Origin of the sequence: Actinomadura sp. KC345, assembly GCF_004348515.1 — a bacterium.
Lineage (GTDB): Bacteria > Actinomycetota > Actinomycetes > Streptosporangiales > Streptosporangiaceae > Spirillospora.
Map to the genome: position 1 here is coordinate 17,080 of NZ_SMKH01000051.1, position 16,890 is coordinate 33,969.

16 protein-coding genes and 4 pseudogenes are annotated in these 16,890 nt (G+C 68.2%); 11 read left to right on the forward strand and 9 right to left on the reverse strand.

Annotated features, from left to right (window positions below; all coding sequences use genetic code 11):
• Positions 1-55: 55 nt before the first annotated feature.
• A complete protein-coding gene (locus E1281_RS11550) occupies positions 56-610 on the forward strand; it encodes a carboxymuconolactone decarboxylase family protein (RefSeq protein WP_131877293.1) in 555 nt (184 codons plus the stop codon).
• 49 nt (positions 611-659) lie between these two features.
• On the opposite strand, the gene E1281_RS11555 is transcribed toward E1281_RS11550, so the two are convergent.
• Positions 660-1,475, reverse strand: a complete 816-nt coding sequence (locus E1281_RS11555; protein WP_207943231.1) for an enoyl-CoA hydratase-related protein — start codon at positions 1,473-1,475, stop codon at positions 660-662.
• Positions 1,476-1,513: 38 nt separating this feature from the next.
• Positions 1,514-3,010: an AMP-binding protein gene (locus E1281_RS11560; protein ID WP_207943232.1), complete on the reverse strand. Its 1,497-nt coding sequence runs from the start codon at positions 3,008-3,010 to the stop codon at positions 1,514-1,516.
• A gap of 229 nt (positions 3,011-3,239) precedes the next feature.
• Between E1281_RS11560 and E1281_RS11565 the strand changes: the two genes are divergently transcribed.
• Positions 3,240-3,704: a nuclear transport factor 2 family protein gene (locus tag E1281_RS11565; RefSeq protein ID WP_131877296.1), complete on the forward strand. Its 465-nt coding sequence runs from the start codon at positions 3,240-3,242 to the stop codon at positions 3,702-3,704.
• Between the two features lie 50 nt (positions 3,705-3,754).
• Here E1281_RS11565 and E1281_RS11570 read toward each other — a convergent pair whose 3' ends face one another.
• Positions 3,755-6,568 (reverse strand): AAA family ATPase, encoded by a 2,814-nt coding sequence (locus E1281_RS11570; RefSeq protein WP_131877297.1) that lies wholly within the window; start codon positions 6,566-6,568, stop codon positions 3,755-3,757.
• Positions 6,569-6,588: 20 nt separating this feature from the next.
• Here E1281_RS11570 and E1281_RS11575 point away from each other — a divergent pair, with 20 nt between their 5' ends.
• On the forward strand, positions 6,589-6,864 hold the full coding sequence (locus E1281_RS11575) for an integrase core domain-containing protein (RefSeq protein WP_165958869.1): 276 nt from the start codon (positions 6,589-6,591) through the stop codon (positions 6,862-6,864).
• 454 nt (positions 6,865-7,318) lie between these two features.
• Here the strand turns inward: E1281_RS11575 and E1281_RS11580 are convergent.
• A pseudogene (locus tag E1281_RS11580) lies at positions 7,319-7,587 on the reverse strand (transposase family protein); the annotation flags it as partial.
• Between E1281_RS11580 and E1281_RS11585 the strand changes: the two are divergent.
• The gene (locus tag E1281_RS11585; RefSeq protein ID WP_207943233.1) at positions 7,529-7,708 is read left to right on the forward strand and encodes a hypothetical protein; all 180 of its coding nucleotides are present in this window, start codon (positions 7,529-7,531) and stop codon (positions 7,706-7,708) included. The pseudogene E1281_RS11580 and the gene E1281_RS11585 overlap by 59 nt on opposite strands.
• Before the next feature lie 93 nt (positions 7,709-7,801).
• Here the strand turns inward: E1281_RS11585 and E1281_RS11590 are convergent, their stop codons facing one another.
• Positions 7,802-8,395, reverse strand: a complete 594-nt coding sequence (locus E1281_RS11590) for a hypothetical protein (RefSeq protein WP_131877299.1) — start codon at positions 8,393-8,395, stop codon at positions 7,802-7,804.
• A 592-nt stretch (positions 8,396-8,987) separates the two neighbouring features.
• On the opposite strand from E1281_RS11590, the gene E1281_RS40160 reads away from it, so the two are divergent.
• The 6 genes and pseudogenes from E1281_RS40160 (at position 8,988) to E1281_RS11615 (ending at position 12,847) form a co-directional block, all read left to right on the forward strand.
• The gene (locus tag E1281_RS40160) at positions 8,988-9,134 is read left to right on the forward strand and encodes a hypothetical protein (protein WP_165958870.1); all 147 of its coding nucleotides are present in this window, start codon (positions 8,988-8,990) and stop codon (positions 9,132-9,134) included.
• A gap of 105 nt (positions 9,135-9,239) precedes the next feature.
• Positions 9,240-9,524: pseudogene (locus E1281_RS11595) on the forward strand (transposase family protein); the annotation flags it as partial.
• Positions 9,525-9,572: 48 nt separating this feature from the next.
• Positions 9,573-10,295, forward strand: a complete 723-nt coding sequence (locus E1281_RS42820) for a tyrosine-type recombinase/integrase (RefSeq protein ID WP_131877306.1) — start codon at positions 9,573-9,575, stop codon at positions 10,293-10,295.
• A gap of 517 nt (positions 10,296-10,812) precedes the next feature.
• Positions 10,813-11,582 (forward strand): annotated as a pseudogene (locus E1281_RS11605) (transposase family protein).
• A 33-nt stretch (positions 11,583-11,615) separates the two neighbouring features.
• A pseudogene (locus E1281_RS11610) lies at positions 11,616-12,152 on the forward strand (transposase family protein); the annotation flags it as partial.
• Positions 12,149-12,847 (forward strand): hypothetical protein, encoded by a 699-nt coding sequence (locus E1281_RS11615; RefSeq protein ID WP_131877300.1) that lies wholly within the window; start codon positions 12,149-12,151, stop codon positions 12,845-12,847. The pseudogene E1281_RS11610 and the gene E1281_RS11615, both read left to right, overlap by 4 nt.
• 133 nt (positions 12,848-12,980) lie before the next feature.
• On the opposite strand, the gene E1281_RS11620 is transcribed toward E1281_RS11615, so the two are convergent.
• Together E1281_RS11620 and E1281_RS11625 are read right to left on the reverse strand one after the other, a co-directional pair.
• Positions 12,981-13,508 (reverse strand): hypothetical protein, encoded by a 528-nt coding sequence (locus tag E1281_RS11620; protein ID WP_131877301.1) that lies wholly within the window; start codon positions 13,506-13,508, stop codon positions 12,981-12,983.
• Between the two features lie 327 nt (positions 13,509-13,835).
• A complete protein-coding gene (locus E1281_RS11625; protein ID WP_131877302.1) occupies positions 13,836-14,318 on the reverse strand; it encodes a PIN domain-containing protein in 483 nt (160 codons plus the stop codon).
• Between the two features lie 134 nt (positions 14,319-14,452).
• Between E1281_RS11625 and E1281_RS11630 the strand changes: the two genes are divergently transcribed.
• Positions 14,453-15,277: an SAM-dependent methyltransferase gene (locus tag E1281_RS11630; protein WP_243716857.1), complete on the forward strand. Its 825-nt coding sequence runs from the start codon at positions 14,453-14,455 to the stop codon at positions 15,275-15,277.
• A 351-nt stretch (positions 15,278-15,628) separates the two neighbouring features.
• Here the strand turns inward: E1281_RS11630 and E1281_RS40165 are convergent, their stop codons facing one another.
• Together E1281_RS40165 and E1281_RS11635 are read right to left on the reverse strand one after the other, a co-directional pair.
• Positions 15,629-16,141 carry a hypothetical protein gene (locus tag E1281_RS40165; RefSeq protein WP_165958871.1) on the reverse strand — a complete coding sequence of 171 codons (513 nt, stop codon included), beginning with the start codon at positions 16,139-16,141 and terminating at the stop codon, positions 15,629-15,631.
• 128 nt (positions 16,142-16,269) lie between these two features.
• A complete protein-coding gene (locus E1281_RS11635) occupies positions 16,270-16,518 on the reverse strand; it encodes a hypothetical protein (RefSeq protein ID WP_131877303.1) in 249 nt (82 codons plus the stop codon).
• Positions 16,519-16,890: the final 372 nt, after the last annotated feature.

A 16,890-nucleotide genomic window follows, 5' to 3' on the forward strand; every position in this document is an offset into this window, starting at 1 on the left:
CCCAGCACCCGTTCGCCCCGGCCCACCCTGGTCGGGCCGTCAGGAGGAGAGAACGATGACCCGTATCCCGTACCCGGATTTCACACAGAGCCCGCCCGAGGTCCGTTCCATCATCGAGGAGATGCCGATGTATCTGGGCGTGGCGCGGATGTACGCGCACGCGTCCGGGATCTTCCCCGCGTGGTTCGCCCTGAACAAGGCGGTGCTGTACGACAGCTCGCTCGATCCCGCGGTGGCTGAGCTGGGCATCTGCGTCGCCACCCACCATGCCTCGCCCGGATACGAGTACGCCTACCACCGGATGTCGGCGCAACACCAGGGAGTGTCGACGGAGCAGCTCGAAGCGATCGAGCGCGCCGACTACGCCTCCGCGGTGTTCTCTCCGTCGCAGACTGCCGTGCTGCGCTTCTCCGCGGAGGTCGTCCATCGGGTGAAGGCCGGCGACGAGACGCTCGCCGAGGTCAGGCGGCATCTCACCGACCGGCAGGTGATCGAGTTGATCATGTGCATCGGCCAGTACCTGCTCAACAGCCGAATCGCCGAGAACGCCGGCGTCGGTCTCGCCGATGACCGCGAGAACGCCAAGCCGGGCCAGTGGCTACCCGAATGAGACGGGCGGTCCCCATCGCGCGGGCCCCCGGCGGCGCGGTGAGCGACGGCTACGGCGCCCCTGGCACCTGTTCGGCTGGTACCCGTTCGGTGAAGCGGGCCGGTCGACGTTCCAGGAAGGAGGCGATGCCCTCCCGTGTGTCCGTGCTGCCGGCATGGGCCCGCAGCAGCCGTGACTCCGCCGAGGCCGCCGCTTCGGGGCCCGCCGCGGCACCCATGTCCAGCAGCAGGCGCCTGGTCAGTGCGACGGCCTTGGCCGAAGTGTGCTCGGCGATCTCGCGCACGATGGCCTCGGCCGCGGGCAGCAGATCAGGCTCGGGAAGGACGGTGTCGACGAGTCCCGCGGTACGGGCCTCGGCGGTGGTGACGAGTTCTCCGGACAGCATCCACCGCATCGCGCGGCCAGGACCGACCAGCCGGGGCAGGTACCAGCTCGATGCGCCCTCCGGGGTCACGCCCCGTCGGGTGAACACGAAACCGAACCTGGCGCGCTCGGCGGCGAGGCGCATGTCCATCGCGGTGACGATGGTGGCGCCACCGCCGATCGCGTCCCCGTTGACAGCGGCGATGACCGGTTTGGTCATCGCGCGGATCCGCAGCGACACCCGTCCGGCGGGCTCGTGGTAATCGGGTCCCTGGTGGCCGCGTTCGTCCCCTGCGATGAGCCGGGCGAGACTGTCGGGTCCGTCGCTGAGGTCCGCGCCGGCCGAGAACGTCCGCCCGGAGCCGGTGACCACCACGCCGCGGACGGACGGGTCGGCGTCGGCGCGATGCAGCAGGTCGTGCAGGCCGTCGAGCATGTCGACGCTGATCGCGTTACGGTGCGCGGGGCGGTTCAGCCAGATCGTCGCCACGGCGTCAGCCACCTGATAAAACACCGGGTCGTCCGTCCCGGATGGCGACATCAGTTCCCCCGCTCTTCGTACATGGCGCGGATCTCGTGCTTGAGGGCCTTCCCGGAGGCGTTCCTGGGCACCTCGCCGAGAAGGAGTTCGTGCGGCAGTTTGTAGCCGGCAATCAATTCCCCGGCGAAGTCCTTGATTGCGGCCAAGGTCGGCTCCGTACCGGGCCTGGGGGACACCAAGGCGACGATGCTCTCACCGTATTCGGGATGCGGTCTTCCCACGACGGCGCAGTCGGCGACGTCGGGATGCGCCGCAATGGCGTTCTCCACCTCGATGGAGTACACGTTGCGCCCACCGGTGATGATGAGGTCCTTGAGCCGGTCCACGAGCGTGATGAACCCGTCGGGGTCCAGCCGGGCGAGATCACCGGTGTGCAGCCACCCGTCGCGAACCGTCTCCGCCGTGGCCTCGGGCTGGTTCCAGTAGCCCTTCATCACCGTCTCGCCGCGGATCAGCAGCTCGCCCACCTGGCCGGGCGCGATGTCCCCGCCGGATGCACCGACGATCCGCACCTCGGTGTTGAGCAGCGGCGATCGCCCGCTGGCGTCCGGCCGCCGGTGGACCTCCTCGGGGGTGGAGTAGATTCCGCCGGGCCCGCCCTCGGTCTGCCCGCACGCCTGCACGAGCCGGACTCCGGGCAAGGCCGCGACCAGTTCCTCGACGGCGGCGCTGGGCATCGGCGCCGCGCCGAAGATGCCGACCCGCCATTGCGAAAGGTCGCGGCGGCGCAGATCGTCCTGGCGCAGCAGGAACTGGTACATCGTCGGCACGCCGAAGAAGGCGTTGATCCGCTCGCGTTCGAGGGTGTCCAGCACGGTCGCGGGCTCGAAGCCGGGGAGAACGACGTGGGCGGCACCGAGCATCATGCCCGGGATCAGCATCATGGTGAGCTCCGCCGCGTGGTAGAGCGGCGCGACGTGCAGGAAGCGGTCACCGTCCCGGAGTCCGGTGAGAACGATCGTGCTGATGCCGACCCAAATGACGCGATGATGGTCGAGCAGGACGCCCTTGGGGCGGCCAGTGGTTCCGGAGGTATAGAGGATGAGCGCGTCATCGTACTCGGCGACGGTCACGCGCGGCGGTTCCGGCGTGTGGCTCTCGGCCATGACCAGCAGGTCGCGATATCCCGTGCACGGCCCCAGGCTGAGCGTCGTCAGCTCGCCGCCGTCCGAGACCGCGGCCGTCACGGTCGCGGCGAACTGGGGCGCGAAGCACAGCACGCGGGCGCCCGAATCTGAGAGGAAATGCGCGATCTCGGGCGGCGCGGACCGGGGATTGACCGGCACTATGATGGCGCCCAGCTTGGCCGCGGCATAGAAGGCGACGACAAACTCGGCCGAATTCGCCGCCATCAGGACCAGCCGGTCACCGGATGTGAGACCGGTCGTCGCGAGGGCGGCGGCCGTGCGGTTCACCGCGGCATCGAGTTCCCGGTAGGTCATCCGCGTCGATCCCGTCACCAGGGCCTCCCGGTCGGGCGTCCGACCGGCGCTCACGCTCAACATGCTGGGAATAGTCGGCATTCTCGGAAATCTACCCACCCCGCACTGCTCCCAGCAGCCGGGAACTCCCTAGCCATTTGCCGCTGTTTGGACGACCTCCGCCGTTATCCATAAAGGATTCCCTGGTACCGGCAGCCGTCCGGAAGGTTGAGACTGGGCCCACTGCCATGGGGCTGCCAGCGGATGGCAGGCGGGTACGAAATGCTGGGGAAGGGGCGACGGAATGTGCGAATGCGGCGACATCCTACGGGTGAGCCAGATCCTCTCCCGGTACAGCCGGGCCATGGACCATCGTCGTCCCGACGACCTGGACGACGTGTTCACCGCCGACGTGCTGATCGAGTCGTTCTACGACGACGATGGCGCACCCGCGCCGCTCGGGCGCCGGCTGGAGGGCAGGGAGGCGATGAAGAAGGCGGTCGCGGCGTTCCCCACCGCCTATGGACGATGGCACCACCTCACCGTCGATCACATCGTCGAGATCGACGGTGACACCGCGACCCTGTCCGCGCAGTTCCTCACGATCTGCTCGTCGCCCGGCACGCCGTCGCCGCTCGGGTCCGAGTTCGGCCTGGGCGCGGTGCTGACAGGGGCCGCCGGCTACTACGATTCGGCGCTCGTTCGGGTCGACGGGCAATGGCTGATCAACCGCCATCACATCATCTACGACCTCCGTCCGCCCGGCTGACGCCCGCCCGGTCGATCGTCGCCGACGGCCTCGCCGTCCTGGTCGGCGCCTCAGCCGTCATGCTCGTCCAGCAGCCCCCGATCGAGCGCTCGCGCGAGTTCCAGCCGTCCCGAGCACCCGACCTTGGCGTACACCCGGCTCAGGTACACCTCCACGGTCTTGACGCTGAGCGACATCGTCTCCGCGATCTCCCGGTTCGCATGACCCAGCTGGACGAGCCGTGCCATCTGGGTCTCGGTCGCCGTCAGCAAGCCCCGGTTCTGGCGGCGCTGCCGCGGGACCTTGTAGTCGCGCGCACGAAGTGCCTTGGCCGCGCGGCGGCGCAGCGGTATCGCGTCCAGCGACTGGAACACCTCGATCGCCGCCACCAGTTCGGGCTCCGGCTCGGCGCCGTGCGTGCCGAGCCGCAGAAGGGCGATCCCGCGCAGCAGCCTGAGACGATGGCGGTCCGCGACCAGCAGGCCTTCCCGCAACGCGTCGATGTCCTCGTGAGCGCTTCCGATGGCGAGCTGGTAACGCACATAGGTGCAGTGATCGAGCCGGTCGAGGCCGTGACCGCGGATCTCGTTGAGGTGGCTCGTGGCGGCGACGTGGTCCCCCAGCTCCAGTTCGGCCTCGGCGAGCCCGCACAGCACGCCGAGTCGCAATCGGCCGGGCAGATCCCCGTCGGCGAGCGCGCGGCGGAGCCTGTCCCTGGCGGCGGCCGGCCGTCCGGCGACCGTGTCGACCGTCGCGAGCCCGGACGTCAGCAGCGCCGTGCCGACGGGGCTCTGCTTGGGCTCCATCCGGACGGCCTGGCGGGCCTCCCGCAGTGCGCCGCGATGGGCCAGGATCTGGGCCTTCGACGCGCGCAGCGCGACGAGATAGCCGATGAGGCCGGCCTCTCTCAGGGCAGGTTCGACGGTCTCCATGAGGGAGAGCGCGGTGTCCCAGTGACCGAGGTGCGTGGCGTTGCACGCCTGCGCGACGGCCAATCCGGGCTGGTAGAGATCCAGGCCGGATTCGATGAGCAGTGCCTGCGCGTGGCCGATGGACTCTTCGCATCCTGCGGTGTCGCCGCGCATCGCCAGCCCGTACGCCGTGGCGACATGGATGCCGAGCCGGGCGATCGGGGCGGACTCCGCCTCCAGCGCGGCCAGTTGGGTGAGCAGCCCCGTCAGCCTCTCGTGATCCATCGTCATACACCGCATGTGGACGAGATAGATCAGCGCATTGAGCTTCTCCGGCAGTGGTGCCGCGTCCAGTTCGGCGAGCACCTCCGCGGCCGCGGTGTCGGCTTCGGCCAGCCGTCCCGCGGCGGCCAGGACGTAGGCCGACTGAGCGACGAGGCGGGGTGAGGAGTGCCCGGCGGCCTGCTCGGCCTTGATCAGCTTCTGGGCGCGGTCCAGTTCCCACCGCTCGGTGAGCGCCCCGGCGACGAGAGAGGTCAGGGCACCACGCGCCGGGCCGTCCGGCATCCCGCTCAGCGCGGAGCCGCCCGCGTGCTGGGCCTCCTCGGCCAGCCCGGCGAGCAGCAGCGCACGCGTCAGCCGGGCGGCTATCCGGCCGTGCGCGGACCAGTCGGGCGGGGTGATCGCCAGCGCCCGATCGTACCAGGCCACCGCGGCCCGGGGATTGCGCTCGCCGATCCGCTCCGCCGCATCGAACAGGGTCATGACCGCGTCATGGTCACCGAACGCGGGTGCGGCGCGAACCTGCGTCGCGATTTCCTGGTCCAGCTCGGGCGTGGCCGGCAGCGCCCGCAGGCAGGAGACCGCGCCGCGATGGAGGTTCCACCGTCGCGCCGCCCCCATCGACCAGTAGAAGGCATCTCTGACCAGGGGCTGCCGGAAGTGGTAGCGGCCGTCGCCGGCACGGTCTAGGATCCCGCGATCGAGCAGCTCGTCGAAGGCCAGACCGGCGGCCGGTTCGGCGAGGGCGGTCAGCTCGGCCGCGATGGCCAACCGGTCCAGCGTGACCGGTCCGAGCACGGCCAGCACGTCCGCGAGCAGCCGGGCCCGCGGGGACCCGCGCCAGACGCGGTGCAGGATCCGCGCGCACAGGTCACGCGAGAGTTCGTGACGCCCCGAGGTGAGCACCGCCGGACGCAGCCGCCGGCCATCGGCCCTCTGCTCGATGGCGCCGTTCTCCAGCAGGGCATCGACGTAGCGCAGAGCCAGCGTGGGATTGCCGGTACTCGCCTCGGCCAGCGCGGTGAGCAACCCGTCGTCGCAGGGCCCGCCGAGCGGGTCCCGAACCAGCCGGGCCAGGTCCACCGGGGGGAGCGGCTCCAGATCGATGAGCCGGGAGCACGCCTCGCGTTCCATGACCTCCAGCAGATCCGCGTGCGCCTGCGCCGGTCCTGCATCGGGTCGGCGCACGGTGGCGGCCACCACCAGCGGGTGCTCACCGGTGCGCCGCGCGAGGCTGCCCAGGAGGGCGAGCGTTGGGACGTCGAGGAACTCCAGGTCGTCGACCGCGAGCAGGGTGGGGGCGTCGGCTCGCAGCACCGCCATGAGCTGGAGAGCCGCGCCCCGTGCCGCCGCCTGCCGCCGGCCCGTCCCGTCCAGAGCGGTGACCAGGGCGGAGCCGAGCGGAGCCGCGGCAGCGGGCAACTGCGCGGACGCGAGGGCGTCGGCGAGCGCTCCGAAGGCGAGCGACTGGCACGCCCGGTCCGCGCGCATGTGGATCACATGCCGCCGGGACGTCCGGATTTCGGTCAGTGTGGCGTTCAGCAGGACCGTCTTGCCGATTCCCGCCTCACCCCGCACCAGCGTGACCGTCGGCTGGGCCGCCGAGGCGGATTCCCAGGCGTCCTTCAGACCGGCCAGCTCGTTATCCCGGCCGACAAGCCTCCCGGCTACCGATCCGGGACGAGGTTGCATGAGGCCCTCCTGGGATGTGCGTGCCTTCAGCTGCCGCCCACCCTACGCGGGGGTCACGCGGCATCAACGCCGCCGCCGAGGCGTTCAACAGCACCCTGAAGGTCGAGTTCGTCCACCGTCGGCGTTTCGCCACCCGTGCCGAGGCGCGCATCAAGGTCGCGACCTGGATCGCCGACTTCTACAACACCCACAGGAGGCACAGCGCCAACGCCGGGCTCTCGCCGATCACGTTCGAGCGTCAGCTGGCAGAAGCGCGGAGGAGACCAACGGCCCAGCTCAGGGCCGAAGTGGCATAACAACGTCTCCACGCTTTGAGCGGATTGACACGAAGCCGATTCCCTTGTTCGCGCCAGTGACCAGCGCTGTCTTGGTGTTGTTCACCCTTCCCATGCTCAGCGTGCGGCGTCCGTTTCGTCCAATATCGATCAAGTACGTTGTGATACCCGGCGTGTATCACGAGGTGGATAGGGTACGTACATGGCCGGCCTGCCTAGCTGCGGTACTTCGTTGCGGTCGCCGAACGTTATCTTCGTCGTTTCCGGTCTGCTGGAACCAGTGAAGTCGAGATACCCCCTCCCCGGCCACCGGCAGTCCGGGACATCACACGCTGGATCATGTCCCACCCCGATGACCTCGATCAGGAGACCACCGGCAGGCTCAGGGAGGCGCAGCGGCTCAGCCAGGATCTGAGCAGGCTCACCAAGCACGTTAGGAGCCTTTCCATCCTCAGTCTGAGCTGGTCAGATGTAGTCAGAGGGTGGCTTGGAGCAGGCTGGTGATGCGGGTGGGTGAGCAGCGGAGTTTGCGCAGCAGCCGCCAGGACTTGAGGGTGGCGACGGCCTGCTCGACCAGGGCCCGGATCTTGGCGTGGGAACGGTTGACCGCCTGCTGACCGGCCGACAGGGTGTTCCACCGGCCGCGTTAAGGAACCCGGACCGCACTACGGCGCCCTGGTAGCCCTTGTCGGTCCAGCAGGCCACCTTGTTCCCGGTCAGCGCGTCGATGATGCCGTGCTCGCGGCGGTCCATCCGCCGTCGCTACGCAGACGGCGAGGTCTCCCTCGCCGACCTCGCCACCGAGTACAGCGTCGGCCCCTCCACCATCCACCGCATCATCCACGGCCAGGAAAACCCCAGCTAAGCGACGGTCCCACCGCTACTTTGCGGCTCGTCGTAGCTGTAGGAGTTCGGGGCCATCCCTGGGGGAGGCGTTGATCCGGGCCGGGCTTGGGGCTCAGGTTCGGCTTTCGGGGGTTGGGCGGGTCCAGAGGGTGAGGTCGCTGCTGGTGGCGATGGCGAGGGTGCTGCCGGAGGGGGAGAATCCGGCGGCGCGGAAGGTGGAGTAGTTGGAGTGGAAGATGTGCCACCATCCCTGGCCTGGTGGATCTTTGTAGATATCGCCGTCTGCTGAGAGCAGGATGCGGTCGTTGGGCCATTCGGGGCTGACGATGTCCAGGGCCCAGCCGTCGGGTGTGGTGTGGTGGAGTCCGCCGCCGAAGAGGCCGGCGATGTGGACCTGGGTGCCGGCGATCGGTCCGAGGCCGGGGCAGGTCAGGTCGGCGGAGGCGTCGGGTGTGCTGGTGTCGGGGGCGGGATCACGGTCTCGGGCGATCTTCTCTCCAGTGATCGCGTCGAAGAGCCCGTGGCCGTCTTGGGAGACGACCATGACGAGGTCGTGGCCGTCGTCTGGGTGGGCGGCGAATCCGATGCCCTGCAGCCCGCCGATGGGTGTTCTGCGGTCCAGCACCGGTTGCCAGGGTGGTGGGGCGGCGAGGACGGGAGCGGCCAGGAACCGGTCTCGCAGCTGTTGTTGGTAGTTCGTGAGCACTTCGTCCCCAGTCCGGTTCCGCCGCCCGTGATCATCATGGGTGGAGTCGTCCAGTTAACCGGGGAGTCCCCGCTGCCGCTATCTATGGACGTCGTCCGCGGTCGATCTTGCGGGTGAGGAGTTCGGCGTGCTGGGCGTAGTGGTTGAGGGGGCCGGGCCGGGAGAAGTAATGCATGGTGGCGCCGCGGCGGGCGGCCCAGGCTTGGCGGATGTGTTCAGCTTGCTGGGCTTCGAGGGGGCGGGGCGCGAAGCGGAGTTCGCCTTTATGTTTCGTCCTGGCCTGGGGCCCGGTCGGCTGGGGCGGGGACGGCTCCGACGGTGGTCGCGTGCTCCAGCTCGCGGTCGCAGCCGGGCCCGGCGCACCGGTGACGGCGGCGGTGGGCGGTGAGGGCGATCTGTTCGGCGAGCGCGGCCAGCCGGACCGCCTCCGGGTCGGGGGAGGGCAGCTCGGCCGCGGCCGTTTATGGGGGGCAGCCGGAATGCGCCAGAAGAGGATCACGGCCTGACGGCCCGGGGCGCCGTTTACCGACCACCTCGCGAGGAACATAGTCACTGTGTGTAGTCGAGTGACCATCTATAGCAAGGGACGTCGATGAACCTCGCCCTCCGCCCGCTGCCCGCACTCGCCGCCCTGGCCGTGACCGCCCTGGCCGTGCCCGCCGCCGCCGTGCCCGCCGCCGCGGCCGTGCCCCCCGGCTACTCCTGTGAACATCTGGATCGCCTGAATGGCAGCCAGTGAGCCCTTTCAACCTGCTGCGGTAGTTGCGGGGTTGGGCTGACAGACGGGTGAAGCCCCTGGTAGATCGGTTTTCGACTAAGAGAACCGGCTCCACCAGAGGCTTCCATGCTTGTCTACCCGTCCGGCATCGATGTGTCCAGCGCCGCCCTGCGCCTCCTGTCCGACCGCCTGCGGGAACACCGCCGCGCCCTGGGCACCCGGTGGCGGCGCCTGCCCGCTGGCCGCCAAGCCCTGCTCGTCCTGGCCCACCTGCGCAACGGGCACACCTACGCCCAGCTCGCCGCCGGTTTCGGTGTCGGGACCTCGACCGCCTGCCGCTACATCGCCGAGGCGATCGAGGTCCTGGCAGCCCTGGCGCCGACACTCGCCCAGGCGGCACGGACGGCCGCGTTGCGGCTGCACGACAGCTTCGGCTACGGCGGGTTCGTGCTGGCGCTCATGGACGCCTACACCGGAGCCCGCTGGTCGGAGCTGGTCGGGCAGCAGCCACACGAGTACGACGAGATCAACAAGGCCATCCGCGTCGCCGAACCGCTCGCCGAGGCCCGCGGACGGCTGGTCAAGGCCGAACGCCCCAAGACCCCGGCCAGCAAACGCTGGGTGCAGCTACCGCCCTTCCTGGCCGGCCTCTACGAGCACCTCCTAGAGCAGACCGAACACCCCTACGCGTTCGCGGGAGACAAGGGCGGCCAACTACGCCGCAGCCACTTCGCCCGGCGGTTCTGGCGCCCCGCCTGGGACGGCGACCCCAACCACCCGGACCCGGGCAAGCGCCGCCCACCGATACTGCGGGGATTCACCTTCCACGAGGGCCGGAATACCCAGCGGACCTGGCTGGCCGAAGACGGCATCCCCGATGTGGCCCGGGCCGCCCGGCTGGGGCACAAGCTGCCCGGGATGGCCGACGTGTACGAACACGTGACACCGTCGATGAAGGAACAGATTCTGGAGGCGCTGCAGAAGCGGTGGGAGACCTCACTGCTGGCCCTGCGACCCGGCGAGCGGGAACGCCTCATCGCCGCCGTGCCGCAGATGGACGGAGCCTTCGCTAAACTGCAGACAAGGCACCAGGCCGCGGTGTCCGGCGAGAAGATCGTCGCCCAGATATCGCCCAACCAGGTCAGGGGCCTCGCTCGTCAACAACACAAGCAAGGCCCCTGACCTGCGCAGAAGCGTGGTGGGCGATACTGGGATTGAACCAGTGGCCTCTACCGTGTCAAGGTCGTCCCGATCAACCCCCGACCTGCGCATAATCGAAATGCCGCAGGTCAGGGGCGGTCGTTGACGCTTGTTGACGCCCGTTCAGGACGGTTCGGGAAACCTGCGTGCTCCCGCCGCTCCCCGCTCCCGGCGGGAGCAACGGGAGCACGCAGGGGGGAGGCGGTGCGTGGACTTGGTCTTCAGCCCCAGGCAGGGAGCTCGGGGAGCGATGCCTGGATCTTGTAGACGGTTTCTATTTCGAGGCTCCGACGCGTCATGATCGTCGTCGATGTCCTGATCCGGTCGGTGTCGGCGTGTGCAGAAGTCAGGCAGACGATCGGCGGGCCATGCCGATTGAGGTAATTCCACCCTGATCTTGCTGGTCACAGCCTGGTTGCGGCCCGCGAGGCGCGACCAACAAGAAGAGAGCTCCTGGTAGATCGAGGTCTGCCAAGATCAAGAACCACCAGGAGCCTGGATGCTGTTCTATCGCGCTGCCCTCGATCTGTCGCGCTCGGCCCGCACGTTCGTGGCCGATCTCATCCGGCGGCACCGCCGACACCTCGGATCCAGGTGGCGGCGGCTGGGGCCCGAGCGGCAGGCGCTGCTGGTGCTGGTTCACCTGCGCCGCAACGAGACCTTCGCCGGCCTGGCGGCCGCGTTCGGCATCGGTGCCGCGACCGCGCACCGCTACGTCACCGAGGTCGTGGATCTCCTCGCCCAGCTGGCACCTGACCTGCGGGAACGTTGCGGATCGCGCAGCGTAAGGCCTACGTCATCCTGGACGGCACGCTCGCTGGGATCGACCGGCTGTCGGGTGCGAACGACCGGCTGTACTACTCGGGAAAACATCGCCGTCACGGCGTGAACATCCAGTTCCTCACCGACCCGCATGGCGAGCTGATCTGGGCGTCACCGGCCCTGCCCGGCTCGGTGCATGACCTGACCGCGGCGCGAGAGCACGGCATCATCGACGGCCTGACCACCCGAGCGATCGCCGGTTACGCCGACAAGGGCTATGTCGGCGCGGGCGGCGCGATCGGCACCCCCTACAAGCGCAAGAAGCGCCGCAAGCTCGGCAAACGCAAGAAGCTGTTCAACCGGTACCACGCCAAGGCCCGCGCCGTCGGTGAACGCGGCGCCGCCACCCTCAAGCAATGGCACATCCTGCGCAAGGCCCGCTGCTCACCCAGCCGCCTGACCACAGTGGTCCAGGCGATCCTCACCCTCGAATACCGGAGCCGATGAGGGTGGAATCACCTCGCTGGTGGAAAACGTTCACTGCTATCGGCCCGATCACCCACACTCAGCCGGGCGCTGGCCAAAGCCTGCAAGGACGGCCTGCTCTACCTGGTGCTGGACGGCACGCTCATCCCCATCGACCGAGTGAAGGCCGACCGGCCGTTCTATTCGGGCAAACACAAGAAACACGGCATGAACCTGCAGGTCATTGCCACACCGGACGGAACCATCCTGTGGGTGTCGGGGTCGCTGCCCGGCTCGGTCCACGACCTCAAGGCCGCCAGGATCTGGGACCTGGTCCGCGCACTGGCCGCCGCCGGGATCCTGGTCTTGGCCGACAAGGGCTACGTCGGCGCCGGCCCGCACGTCACGACGCCCTACAAGGGCAAGGACAAGCCCGAGCCGCTCAAGGACGCCAACCGCTCCCACGCCAAGCTCCGCGGACCAGGCGAACGAGCCAACGCCCAGCTCAAGAGCTGGAAGATCCTGACCAAGCTACGTTGCTGCCCCCACCGCGCCGGTCACCTGGCCAAGGCCATCCACGTCCTCCAGAACCGCGAGCTCAACGCACGTTGAAAAAGGTTCAGTACGTCATCGACCATGGCGAGGCACCGTCATTGATCGTGACCGGCGGAGACGCTCATGGGCGCGCGCTCGTCGCTGCTGCGTATGTCTCCGCACTAGACGCGTCCGGTTTCATCTCAGTAGATGCCGCTCGGTGGGCGCGCGAGGCAGACCTTTCGGCGCTCGACCCGGGGGTGGCGTCTGTCCCGGGAGTGAAAGACGCTGTCGACACTGCGCGATCTTGCCCGCTGCTGGTGGTCTCTGAAGTCGGGAAAGCGCAGTTCGAAGTACAGCACGACCACCCAGACCTCTTCGGCTATGCCCCGATGACGCTGTTCCATGTCCTGGATGAACGTGCTACGTGGATACGCCCCACCGTCATTACCTCCGGCCTTCCGGTGGGGAATCCGCCAATCGAGGACTTGTCGGTGAACGACCCTCCGGACGCGGACCGGCTGCGCGAGGCGAACGATGCAGGTGTCGTCATCATGGGCGGCCCGAACCGCGGCCTGCAGAACGCCCTCGAAGCTCGCGCGGCTGCCGGTTGGCGAGTTCCCTCAGCGGATGGTGGTTACGATCCCGACGCTCTCCTCGTGGAGGCCGGGACGCTCTCCCTCCAGCAACATCTCGGCGGCAAGTCATGGTGGCGGATCTACATGGCGGCGTTGGGCACGGCCGTTGACGCCGGACAACTGCTGGCACCGTAGCTTGCGGCTAACTGGCAGGAGATCGGCCCGGTGCGGGGGGATCCGTACCACCGAGTTGGGCGACCAACATGGTTGTGCTTCCAGAAGGTTAGGATGCGGTGGCGGGCCCGCGTGCCCTAGCCGTCGTGGTCGTTCATCGCGGCACTTTCTCGGCTATTTCGGTCACGAGGTCGTCCACGGGGCGGGTTCCATTCAGGACCAGGTTGGCGCGGTGGTGTGTGGGCAGGACGTGCCGGAGGTAGCCGTCGCGGCCCCGGGCGAGGTAGCCGCGGATGCTGGGGGTGATGTCGGCTCCGGCCTCCAGCTTGCGCAGCAGCTTGCGGGCCAGCCCGATGTCCATCGGGATCTCCAGCCACACCATCAGGCACGCTCTCGACCGCACGGCCTCGAAGGTCAGGGCGAAAATGCCCTCGGCGATCACCAGGCGGGCACCGTCGTCCCAGTGCCGCCCGATCTGCTTCAGGACGGCGTCGAGGTCGAGGCTGGCCGGGTCGCTGAAGTCCACCTCGCCGCCGGGCGTCGTGGGGCGGTAGTGGGTGTCCATGGCCACCACCGGGGCGGCCAGCGCCTGGCGCAGAGCGTCGGCCAGGTCTGACTTGCCGGATCCGGGCAGGCCGGAGATCGCCACGAGATTTCCGGTGGATGACTGGGTGGATGGCATTGCTGCTCCGCTGGTGAACGTGTGAGGTGATGGACGGGACCAGCTGGGGACGATCAATCGCGGTAGGAGTCGATTCCGGTGGTGACGTGCCGCGTGGCACACAGCGCAGTGTGCTCCTGGAGTGCTTGGGTACGCAGGTCGGAGCCGATGCCGGGGGCGTAGTCGCTACTGCTGATGCCGGGGCGGGGCAGCGGCGCCCAGCGAGTCCGACCGCCGCTCTGTGGGGCTGCCCATGTTTCTGCGCGGGACATCGATCGGTGGTTGCGCCGGCGGAGAAACTGGGTCAGGGATGCCTTCGGTCACCCGGCTTCGCCGTTAGAGCATCGGTCATCTTGTTTCAGTTGCTTGCTGCGGTGGTGCGTCGTCGAGGGCCGTGCCCTTCTTGCGCCACTCCTCGGGCAGATGGAGTGCCTGCACGCCCAGGTGCTGGGCGCGTAAGCGCATTCCGAGATCGCCGGTCAGCACGCGAGCGCCGGTCACGCGGTGGAGGTTGTTCAGTTCGGCCGCACAGTCCAGGATCGCCAGGTCAGCGTCATCGCCGCGGTTGTCGGTGTTGACCCACAACTCCAAGGTGGCGTCCCTGCGGAGGGGAACCGGCTGTCCGAGCGGGTTGTCCTTCAGGAAACACTCCAGGTAACGGATGGCGGTGGCGGCTCTCCGTGTCAACGGCGCGCCAAGTTTTGCAGCGCCGCCGACAATAGCGAGATCCTGGCATAGGGACGCGCTCACCAGCAGCTTAATAGGGTGCTTGCGACCCTGCCGTGGTCTGAGCGCGCCGACACCTTGGTCGGCGCCCGCGTCACTGGTCACTCGGCCGGTCCGGGTTGAGTTCCTTGATAGCTTCTTGGCGGTTTGGGAACTGGGCCCGGGACGGGATCTGTACGATGATCCGCAGAGCTATTCGTGAGTGAGACCGCGCATAAAATAGGAACCGAGGTCGCGGTGTGACTAACCCTGACGGAGTGGATCCGGAGCCGGTCGATCTGCAGACCGGCCGGGCCCACGGCGCGCGGATCTACGACTACATCCTGGGTGGCAAGGACCACTACGCCGCCGACCGTGCCGCTGGCAACGAGACGTTGCGGGTGTGGCCCGCGCTGCGCGTCCATATGCAGGCCAACCGGGCGTTCATGCATCGTGTCGCCCGCTACATGGCGATCGACAAGGGCATCAGGCAGTTCCTCGACATCGGTACCGGCATCCCGACCTCACCCAATTTCCACGAGGTCGTCCAAGAGATCGCGCCCGAATCCCGGGTCGTGTACGTCGACAACGATCCCATCGTGCTGGTGCACGCGCGGGCACTGATGAACAGCGCGGCCGAGGGCCGGACCGCTTACGTCCAGGCGGACATGCGGGAGCCGGAGCGGATCTTCTCCGCCCCCGAACTGCTCTCCACCCTGGACCTGACTCAGCCGGTCGGGCTGACCGTGATCGCCGTGGTCCACTTCATCGAGGACGACGACGAGGCCCACCGCGTCGTCCGTGAACTCGTGGACGGGCTCTCGGCAGGAAGCTGGGTCGGGATCGCCATCGCCACCGACGACTTCGACCGTGACGTGCTGGCCCAGGTACAGCAGACCTACCACGCACACGGTGAGGCGCTGCGCTGGCGCAGCCACCGGCAGGCCCTGCGCTTCTTCGACGGGTTGGAGTTGGAGGAACCCGGCGTGGTGCAGATCCACAAATGGCGCCCCGAGTTGGGCCTGTCACGTCCCGTCGATGACAAAGACATCGCCATGTACGGCGGAGTCGCGGTCAAACGCTGACTCCACACACACCCAAGACTCAGCGGCCCCCGCCGCCGGGCACACCTGACAGCACGTGCACCTGCACCCCTCCCGGGGCGTTCTGGATGCTTCGGTTCCGCCGAACCCTGGACTGGCACATCACCCGCCGGCCCTGCGAGCTGGTCGCACTGGCCATCCAGTACGGTCTCATGGGCACCGTTCTGGACGCCCCCGCACTCCGGCGGCTATGCCTCCCGCAGCCACCGCGACACCCACAACGTCCCCGACGTTTCGAAACAGCTCTCGCCGTCGCTGAAACTGCAGACCACCTACGCAACGGGGCCACTGCGGGCGTCGAACTTCCGCCACAATCAACGAGGTGACAGCTTGCTAATCCTGGAACAGCTGGCCGGTGTCCGGGTCGAGCAGTTCCAGCCGTTGCACGATCGTTTCCCGGACGCCCTGGTCGAGTTGGGCCGCGACGCGGTGCTGTCCTTCGAAGTAGCGCCATGGAGCATCGGGCTCGGCGAGCTGGATGCCGGCGCCGGTGCAGGTCAATGCGATGACGGCGCTTTCGGCCTGGTCGCCAAGGTCTTGGTCGGCTAGGCGGTCCATGACGAACTCGTCGATGTCGTCACCGCGCAGGCCCGCGGCTTGGGCCTCGCGGACCAGGCGGATGGCGGCCGCGGCGGCTATCCGCCAGTCGATCTGGTGGTGCCAGCAGCAGTTCCGGGGGACCTGTCGGCGGACCAGCCAGGGCAGGTAGCGACGCAGATGGCGGCGCACCCAGACCTTCGGGCCGATCATGCATTTCGGTCCGCGGATTTCGTTGGGGACCGGGAGGCGGGCGACCTTCACCACGTCGTACACGTAGAAAGGGATCCACTTGCTACGTGCTGACATGCGAGGCGTCCTTGTCTCTCGCTCATGAAGTTCGGGCGGATCGGAGCGAACGTGGTCTGGCTCACTCCAAATGCGGGCAGGGATACTGTTCAGGGGTCCAAGGGCTGTGGCTGTGCTCGCGGTAGCGGTCATAGAAGCCCCCGCGCATGCCGACCTTGGGCGGTGGTGTACCAGATCAGGTCCGGGTGGCGGGCTTCGAGTTGCCCGAGTGCCAGGCGGCCCAGCCCGCAGAACTGCCAGTCGTCGGGGAAGCCGATCTTGTACAGCAGGCCGACGCAGCAGATGTCGCAGGTCCCGTACTTAACGTTGCCGAGTTCGATACCGTCGCCGACGATCGCGAACTCGAAGACCGGTGACCGCCGTGACTCGGTCCGCATTTGTTTGCTGCGGGTGGCGCGAGCGTGCTCGACGGTGTGCAGCCGGGCTTGGCCAGCCGCTTCGAACAGGCTCCAAGCCAGGTCAAGGTCGGTGACGGGGTGCGCTCCATCCGTGGAGATCGACTGCGGAGCGATCCAGCAGGGAGGCCAGGTGCGCCTTCCATGCCTGGGCGAACACTTCCGGTCGAAGGTGAGCAGTGTCCTGCGCAGCGACGGCCGCCAGATAGGCCTCCCGCACCAGCGTTCCCTCTCTGTCAGACTGCTGTGACACAAGGGACGGATGAGTCCTTCTGATATCGAGCAGGGCGAGACAGGACGAACAGCGCAGTGACGATGACCCTCGCCGACCAGGCCCGCGTGACCACACGGCAG

Coding starts and splice junctions, on each gene's coding strand:
- E1281_RS11550 (WP_131877293.1), top strand. CDS start 56: ATGACCCGTATCCCGTACCCGGATTTCACACAGAGCCCGCCCGAGGTC.
- E1281_RS40165 (WP_165958871.1), bottom strand. CDS start 16,141: ATGTCAGCACGTAGCAAGTGGATCCCTTTCTACGTGTACGACGTGGTG.
- E1281_RS11620 (WP_131877301.1), bottom strand. CDS start 13,508: ATGCCATCCACCCAGTCATCCACCGGAAATCTCGTGGCGATCTCCGGC.
- E1281_RS42820 (WP_131877306.1), top strand. CDS start 9,573: ATGGACGCCTACACCGGAGCCCGCTGGTCGGAGCTGGTCGGGCAGCAG.
- E1281_RS11565 (WP_131877296.1), top strand. CDS start 3,240: ATGTGCGAATGCGGCGACATCCTACGGGTGAGCCAGATCCTCTCCCGG.
- E1281_RS11635 (WP_131877303.1), bottom strand. CDS start 16,518: ATGCGGACCGAGTCACGGCGGTCACCGGTCTTCGAGTTCGCGATCGTC.
- E1281_RS11570 (WP_131877297.1), bottom strand. CDS start 6,568: ATGCAACCTCGTCCCGGATCGGTAGCCGGGAGGCTTGTCGGCCGGGAT.
- E1281_RS40160 (WP_165958870.1), top strand. CDS start 8,988: ATGAACCTCGCCCTCCGCCCGCTGCCCGCACTCGCCGCCCTGGCCGTG.